The 7,440-nt window shown below is 39.8% G+C and carries 4 protein-coding genes; all 4 read right to left on the reverse strand.

Annotation, left to right across the window (positions count from 1 at the left end; all coding sequences use genetic code 11):
* Positions 1-472: 472 nt before the first annotated feature.
* Complete coding sequence (gene pssA / locus KPX09_RS03685) at positions 473-1,318, reverse strand: CDP-diacylglycerol--serine O-phosphatidyltransferase (RefSeq protein WP_249549043.1); 846 nt, start codon at positions 1,316-1,318, stop codon at positions 473-475.
* A gap of 60 nt (positions 1,319-1,378) precedes the next feature.
* Positions 1,379-2,062, reverse strand: coding sequence for a phosphatidylserine decarboxylase (locus KPX09_RS03690; protein WP_249549044.1), 684 nt, complete (start codon positions 2,060-2,062; stop codon positions 1,379-1,381).
* 697 nt (positions 2,063-2,759) lie between these two features.
* Entirely contained in the window at positions 2,760-6,131 is a 3,372-nt protein-coding gene (locus KPX09_RS03695) for an FAD-dependent oxidoreductase (protein WP_249549045.1), read from the reverse strand.
* Between the two features lie 520 nt (positions 6,132-6,651).
* On the reverse strand, positions 6,652-7,440 hold a 789-nt coding region (locus KPX09_RS03700), incomplete at its 5' end, for a hypothetical protein (protein WP_249549046.1).

A 7,440-nucleotide genomic window follows, 5' to 3' on the forward strand; every position in this document is an offset into this window, starting at 1 on the left:
TACGTTTCAATGTTCAAGCTCAAAAGGCTACAGCCAGAGGTTTTAAGAATAAAGGAACTGTATAAAACAGATGATCTCAGGATTAGTAAGGAGATAGCTTCCTTATTCAAGAAACACAAGGTTAGTCTTGTTTATGAATTTTTTCTGTAAGTTCTTTAGATATAGAAAGTTCTGACGCCAGAATGTATCGCTATTCGTTTTCGCAGAAATATCTCGTAGAGTCTGGCGGCTTATAATCTTACCTTTCTAATAGTTTTTTATTTCTTTTCAGTCCGTTTTTATAATTTTTACAATCCCCATAAGATAGTAGTGCTCCACGTGGAAAACCTAAACATTGGCATTTCTAGAAAGCGCTATAGAGAAGTGTCAGCGATTTCAAAAATAGCATCTGCATAGGCGCACACTGTCAGACTATCCATCAACAAAAGCATGTTAAATGTAGGAAAATATAAGCTTACTTCCCAACGGGCTGCTATACGCTATCGTCATCTTCATCATTTTCAAATAGCAAAACTCCCGCATCTTCCTCTCCCATACTCCTTCGCTTTGAATCAACATGCATATAGTACACCCCAAAGATGGGAATGGAGATAAGATACGTAAAACCCATAATCGGAAAGGTAATCCAGGGATTAGTTATAGCCAGCACCATTAGCACAGCCAAAAGTGTAATGAAAAGGTAAGACAGCCTTTTAGGTATACTGTGATACTTAGCAGAAGCTGTAGGTATATTACTCACAGATAAAAAGGCAACGAACACAAAGTAGATCGCGACAATATTCTTGTTCTGCAATGCATCATCAAGCAAAGAAATATTAATATCGCTAAAAGTAAGCATTACAGGCAGAAGTGAGAGACCAGCACCTATAGGCGCTGGCACGCCCACAAAGAAATACTTTCTCCAATCATCCTTCTCTCTCTTTAGGTTTAAGGAAACATTAAACCTAGCAAGCCTTATAGACATGCACACCACGAAAATCATCACCAGCATCCATCCGATAACCTTCATGTCACGTAGCAGCCAAAAATATAGCAAAAATGCCGGAGCAACGCCAAAATTCAAAAAATCCGCTAAAGAATCCAACTGAGCACCGAAACCACTGGCAGAATTAAGCAAACGAGCTATTCTGCCATCTATTCCGTCCATAAATGCAGCCACAATTATTAATATGGCTGCTAGTTCCCAATTTCCGGCGAAAGTGCACTTTATAGAAGTCAACCCAGCGCATAACCCTAACATCGTTACTACACTAGGGAACAGCTTCACTATAGGAAGGTATCCATCACCGCCTCTTTCCTTTATATCACTTTCTCCCATGAAACAGCACAACCATAAATAGAACCTACCGGAGTGTTACCACGAATTCACAATTAGCAATTACACCTTTTCAAAAGTTGCTCTAGGATATCCTGCAGTACGCTCGCTATCTAAATCAGCAATAATGGTCTCTCCACCTACCAAGGTATGGCCTTCAGTTACCAAAACTGGCACTCCCGCAGGTACATAGACATTAACTCTACTGCCAAATCTGATGATACCCATTCTGCTTCCAAGCTTTACGTTATCACCCACCTTCAAATCGCATACTATCCTTCGAGCAATAACGCCAGCAACCTGCTCAATGACGATATTGTGATTACCAAACGTAGATTCTATGACGGACCTAACTCTTTCATTCTCACTTGTAGAGCCATCTGTACATGCAGGAGAAAACCTACCTGGTCTGTGTTCAACAAGCTTTACCGACCCTGAAACAGGAGCGCGATTTACATGCACATTAAGTATACTCAAGAACACACTTACTCGAGTTACCATCTTTCCAGCTTCTATCGGAGATTCCACCTCTGTGACAGAGGTAACTAACCCGTCTGCAGGACTTATAATCAATTTATCGTCCACTGGAACGACGCGATCGGGATTACGGAAGAAGCACGCGCAAAGTACGGTAATAATCTGAAAAACCATTCCGAGTCCGAAAGAAAAGGCGAAACCAATGCACGTCAACACGAACGCGATCGCTATAAACGGATACCCTTGCTTATGAATATTGGGAAAACACATAACACATCGTTAGCTACTGTAAACACGCAAATTGTAGGAACTTGTTTTTCAAATTGCAATGCATCTTTTAAATGTGTTCTATATTTGCTATAACGATGCAACAATTTTTCGATAATGGTGCGACTACTTTGTATACTATATAGTATTGAGTATATAGGACATATATAGAAGGTTTGTCCTTTAAAATTGCTAGCTGCACGTTAAGATGCGGGAAAACTTCCAATATCTTCAGCATATATTAGGTACATTGCATTTTGGGTGCTCATTACAAAGAAGCGGTGCACATGTCTATAGAGGACAGCGTATGATTATAGATGAGAGAGCATAAAGCTAGGCTTCCCAACGATTGATTTGATACTTTTCGGCATTGTACTGTATCTCGCTTAAGAGTGCTTTATGTACGAGTACGAGTTTCCAGTTTATACACAGGTGGGTTTTTGAGCGCTATGGATCAATAATTTTTAGAGTGCTGGAAAAAACTGAGTTCTTTCAGCAAGCAATGCCGTTACGCTGTATCTGCATCGGTAATTATGGCAAATATAATGACCCGAAACGATGCAGAATAGAGAGTATTACATTTCTGGGGATTGATTCTGCGAAAACGGATGTGTGATGTCGAAACGTCTTTTAGTGCGCCTGCAAAGATAAACTTTTTCTTTATATCAAGGATAATATGGAGTCTTTTTAAACTAATACATTAATCATGAGTGCTTTTTTGCGATTGATCAGTACTGAATGCCTGCTTTAGGCAATGACTAACCCATATGGATGTGCATTTTTCTAGGACACTGTTTTGCTTTAATCTATCTTGTAGGAAGTCAAAATCAACTTTGTTAGCGCATTGATCTTGATTTACGCAGCTGTATACAAAGCGTTCTTCTCCTGTTAGTGGGTCCACATGCTTTTGTATGCATTGTCCGCATATTTCTTTCATCATACACTGCATAGGAGAATTTATAGAGGCTACTATCTTAATGTTAGACTTAAACATGTGTTTGAATTTTCCTGAAATAGCACCTTGAAGAGCAGACATCATTCCGCTAGAACCTACTACAATTATCCTGTCTATAGAATTTAAAGTTATTTTAGTTTGAGGATCATTAGAATAAGCTTTTATCGCGGCTAGTATATTGCTTTGAAAGAATTTATCGTCAGGTCTCCTAGGCTGAAATTTGCCAGTTTCACAGCACCATACAGCTACGTCAGACGCATATTCTATTTGTGGCGTTCCAAAAATGCTGGATTCAGATCTGAATCCAGCAAAAAATAGAACTTTGCACTGCTGTGTTAGCATTGCTTCACCAATGGAGAAAAGTACGGCATTGCCTACTCCGCCTCCGATGAGCATAACATTCTCATTGTGAGGTATATGCGTGGGAGAACCTGTGGGTCCCATAAGGCTTATTGATTGTCCAGGTTGTAAGTGTTTACACAGTCTAGATGATCCGCCAACATCTAATACTATAACAGAGACTGACCCATTCTCTTTATCTACATATGCTCCTGTTACTGCAAGACATTCCATCTCTAGGTTGGGGTGATTGTTTCTTCCTAGGTTTTGCAGTCTGTAGAACTGTCCAGGTTGAAAATTTGCAGCAGCAAGAGGTGAGCGCACTACTATCTCTACTATGTTATCGGTCAAGGAGATAACTTTAACAATTTGCGAAGAAAACAGTCTATTTATGCTTGAAAAAAAACCTTCGCTATCTGAACACTTTGGAAAATCTTCCAATGCCTTTGTGACGGAAAGATAGCCATTTTTAGCGCTTGCAAGAGCTTTGACTACGCTGCCTTTATAGTATGGATGTATGTCACCGAATACGCTGATAGTTTTTTCTGAAGAAATATAGAAGTTACTTTCTTCTAGAGGAACATTTTCTTGTGCATCTACGCTTGACGCAGCATGGGAATTATATATTTTACACTCTTCCAAAGTTATAGAATTTTCATTTGTGCCTATAGCGACTACTATGCTTTTTGCTGCGATGTACTTTTTTTCGTTATCAATGCTACGTACTTGTAAGCCAGCAGCAGAATTATACTTATCTACTACGATCTCTTCTAATTGCAGGTTTTCAGCGAAATATATTCCTTCAGACATGGCGTGCTCCAACTCCTCGCTATTCAGTCTATAGGCGGTTGATGATGAGAAACTCCCTCTATAGACTATAGTAACTCCTCCCCATTTTTGGAGAAGTTTGAGAATGTTAGGAGATCTTTGCTCGGCAATTGCTAGTTCCTTTTCGCGTCTGATCTGCCTAGCATGTTCAATAAACTCATTAAATATCTCGCGTTCTTCGTCCGACCAGCAAATTTCTGAAGTATTAGTTGCACATTCTTGTAGCAGGACCTCGTATCGTAGCAAAAATTTTTCAACCTGTACGGGATAATACGCAAGTAGTTCAGTTGCTGCGTCTACTGCGGTTAATCCTCCTCCGATTACAATCGCAGGTAAGCGGATTTGTAAATTTGCAATTGAGTCTTTATGTGCTGCATTTCCAAGATGTAGAGCCATGAGAAAAGAAGAAGCAGTCATGACTCCTTTTACCAGCATGTTTTTTAGCATAGGAATTTTAGGAGCGCCAGCTCCAGTAGCTAGTGCTATGTGATGGAATCCTATGGTAAAAGCATCATGTGCGCTTAATGTACTGCCTAGTCTTACTCCGCCATGCATAGTGAAGTTTGCTCTGCGCTCAAGCAGTATGCGTGCTATTTTAAGATAATTTTTGCTCCATCTAGCAGTAATGCCATATTCAGATACCCCTCCAAAGCCGTATGCTAGCCTATAGTCAAGATGTTCAAAAAGCTCAGTTTTTGCGTCTTTAATAAGCGTAAAAGAAGTCTTCTTATTGTGTTCTGTAACTCCTGAAAGATGTTCTGGCAATGGGTCAATTTTTAGTCCGTCTATCGCCACTACACTATGTCCTTCGTTGAGTAGATAGTGTGCTATACCTATTCCAGCAGGCCCCAACCCAACTATAAGAACGTTTTTATAGGTAGGTTCCTTGGGAAGGATGTTTGTAAATGAGAGGGGATTCCATCTAGTAAATAGGGAATATATCTCAAATCCATAAGGTAAATTTAGAACAGAATCCAGAATATAGCTCTCTATGGAAGGTACATCTACAGGCTGTTGTTTTTGATAGATACAGGCACGGGAGCAGTCATTACATATTCTATGCCCAGTAAGAGCGCACATTGGGTTATCTACTGCAATCACAGCAAGTGGTGCTAAGACAAGTCCCTGGCTTTTTAATAGATTTGTTTCTGAAATTTTGACTTTCAATGGGCATCCAGTCATCAAAACCTGTAAAGGGGATGCTTTCACAATGCCTTGTTTGTCTATCATTCCCTTTGAGCAACTGTCACGCTTTTGCTTGTGACACAAAATGCAGTAATGTACTTCATTCAATGCTTTATTTGCCGAAGGAGGGTTTGCAATATTAAAGCCTATACGTTCTTTGATAAGGCAACTTTTTGCTACGGTAACGTCTATGTTGTTGCTCAAACACGCGCGATCTATTGGTATGAGATTTTCGGTTTCGTATTTTTGAGGTACCTGAAATAAAATAGATTTACTGCCACTATAGACCATGTACGCAGCATACTGGGCAGCTATATCGAGCTGATGTTCATACTGTTCTTTATCCTCCATCCAAGCGTTTACTTTGCTGGCAAAGATGTTCTCATCGATGGGTATGTTAGGGACTTTTAAGATACTGAGTAGGTCTTCTTCAACATTTAGAGTTAGGCTTTTTTGATCAGGAAACTTCTTTATGGCATAGCGCTGCACGAAGTTTCTTTTGCATTTATATAGATCTAGAAATTCTTCGTGGAGTTTTTGATACGTCTTTAGCTCTTCTTCAATATGGAATATTTTTGCGATAAACCTTTCCAATAAGTGGGCGAGTTCTATTATAAGCTCTGCATCGCCTTCGCCAATACAGCGTGCTTCAATTAGCCTTTCAAGCAAGTTTGGGCAATGCCGCTTAACTTCTTCTTGAAAGAGATTATCTATTTTCTTTAACCCGTCTATAGAGTATAGATCTTGGGGTGTTAATGTTAACATCAGCGCTTAGCCCGTGCTAAGTAGAGATTTCTTCATCAAATGCATGGAAACAATGACAAGCGAGGTATTATATCCGGTATACATCTAGTGCTGCAACAACATAGATTTTTACACTTTAACTAAAAGGCAACTTGCCTTACGTAAGCCTTTCTGAAAGGGATTTACCTATAGTGATTTTATATGATTATCAGCCGTTTTGTATTCAGAGAATATTCAATAACCAAATTGAAATATCCCCTTAATGTGCGTAGTGTGTGTTTGGTTACAAGTTAGATCAACTCTTGTCATTAAAAATCGAGGGATGTCACGCGCTTCAGCATACCTAAGTCATATGTCAGGGGAAGTGAAATACTATAAAGGAGTTATTTAGATTAAGGTTTAGAGGTGGATTAAGATATACTGAGCGCGTTTGATTTGAGTTTAGAATCAAGAAACGCGCCACACAATCCATGTTAGCAACATTAACTGTGCAGCGCGCGTGTTAGATCATCCTAATTTATAGGATGCTGCCTTGATAGAACTAGGAACGTGCTATTGTTGATGCACTACCTTTTGAAGCGAATAGCTTAGCCACATGGCCTCCTTCTTCGAGTTGGCGGGCTATTTCAAGTACAGACTTGGTTTTAGTAGGCGCTGACTTGCTTTGTTGTGCCACGCCAACAGATGATTTAGAGTTTGTGTTACCCGAAGTACTAGCGTCAGTTTGAGCAACAATTTGTCTCTTTTCTACAGGAGCATTATTCAGCAAAGAGAAAGAGGGCTTGCTGCTTCCAGAACCAGTTGCGGTCGCATTGACAGGCTTACTTGATGATGGGCCTGCATTAGCAAATAGCGTTTCCAGTCTTGACAATTGTGAAGAATCAGAGAACTTTTTAAACACATTAGGAAGCTCTTTTTTCTCATTTGTACATTCTTTTTGTGTCGTTGAAGAATGCTGCAGCGAAACACTAGATTGGACGCTAGGCTTAGGCTTTACAGCAGGCTTGTTTTTAATCTCACCGTTACTTTGTGCCTGAGACTCAAAAGCAGCAGCTTTTACTTTTACAGAACCCGTAACTGAAACTGAGTTCTTCAAAGATTTGGGCTCGGGATGGGTAGTAGGTTTACTTTCCAGCATACTACTACTTTGAGCAGAAGATCCTATAGCTGAATCAGATTTCTGTAGAGTACCAACTTTTGCAATAGGCTTAGGCTTTACAGCAGGCTTGTTTTTAATCTCACCGTTACTTTGTGCCTGAGACTCAAAAGCAGCAGCTTTTACTTTTACAGAACCCGTAACTGAAACTGAGTTCTTCAAAGATTTGGGCTC

The organism is Anaplasma phagocytophilum (genome assembly GCF_023476575.1).
In the GTDB taxonomy this organism is placed as follows: domain Bacteria; phylum Pseudomonadota; class Alphaproteobacteria; order Rickettsiales; family Anaplasmataceae; genus Anaplasma; species Anaplasma phagocytophilum_A.

Coding starts and splice junctions, on each gene's coding strand:
- pssA (WP_249549043.1), bottom strand. CDS start 1,318: ATGGGAGAAAGTGATATAAAGGAAAGAGGCGGTGATGGATACCTTCCT.
- KPX09_RS03690 (WP_249549044.1), bottom strand. CDS start 2,062: ATGTGTTTTCCCAATATTCATAAGCAAGGGTATCCGTTTATAGCGATC.
- KPX09_RS03695 (WP_249549045.1), bottom strand. CDS start 6,131: ATGTTAACATTAACACCCCAAGATCTATACTCTATAGACGGGTTAAAG.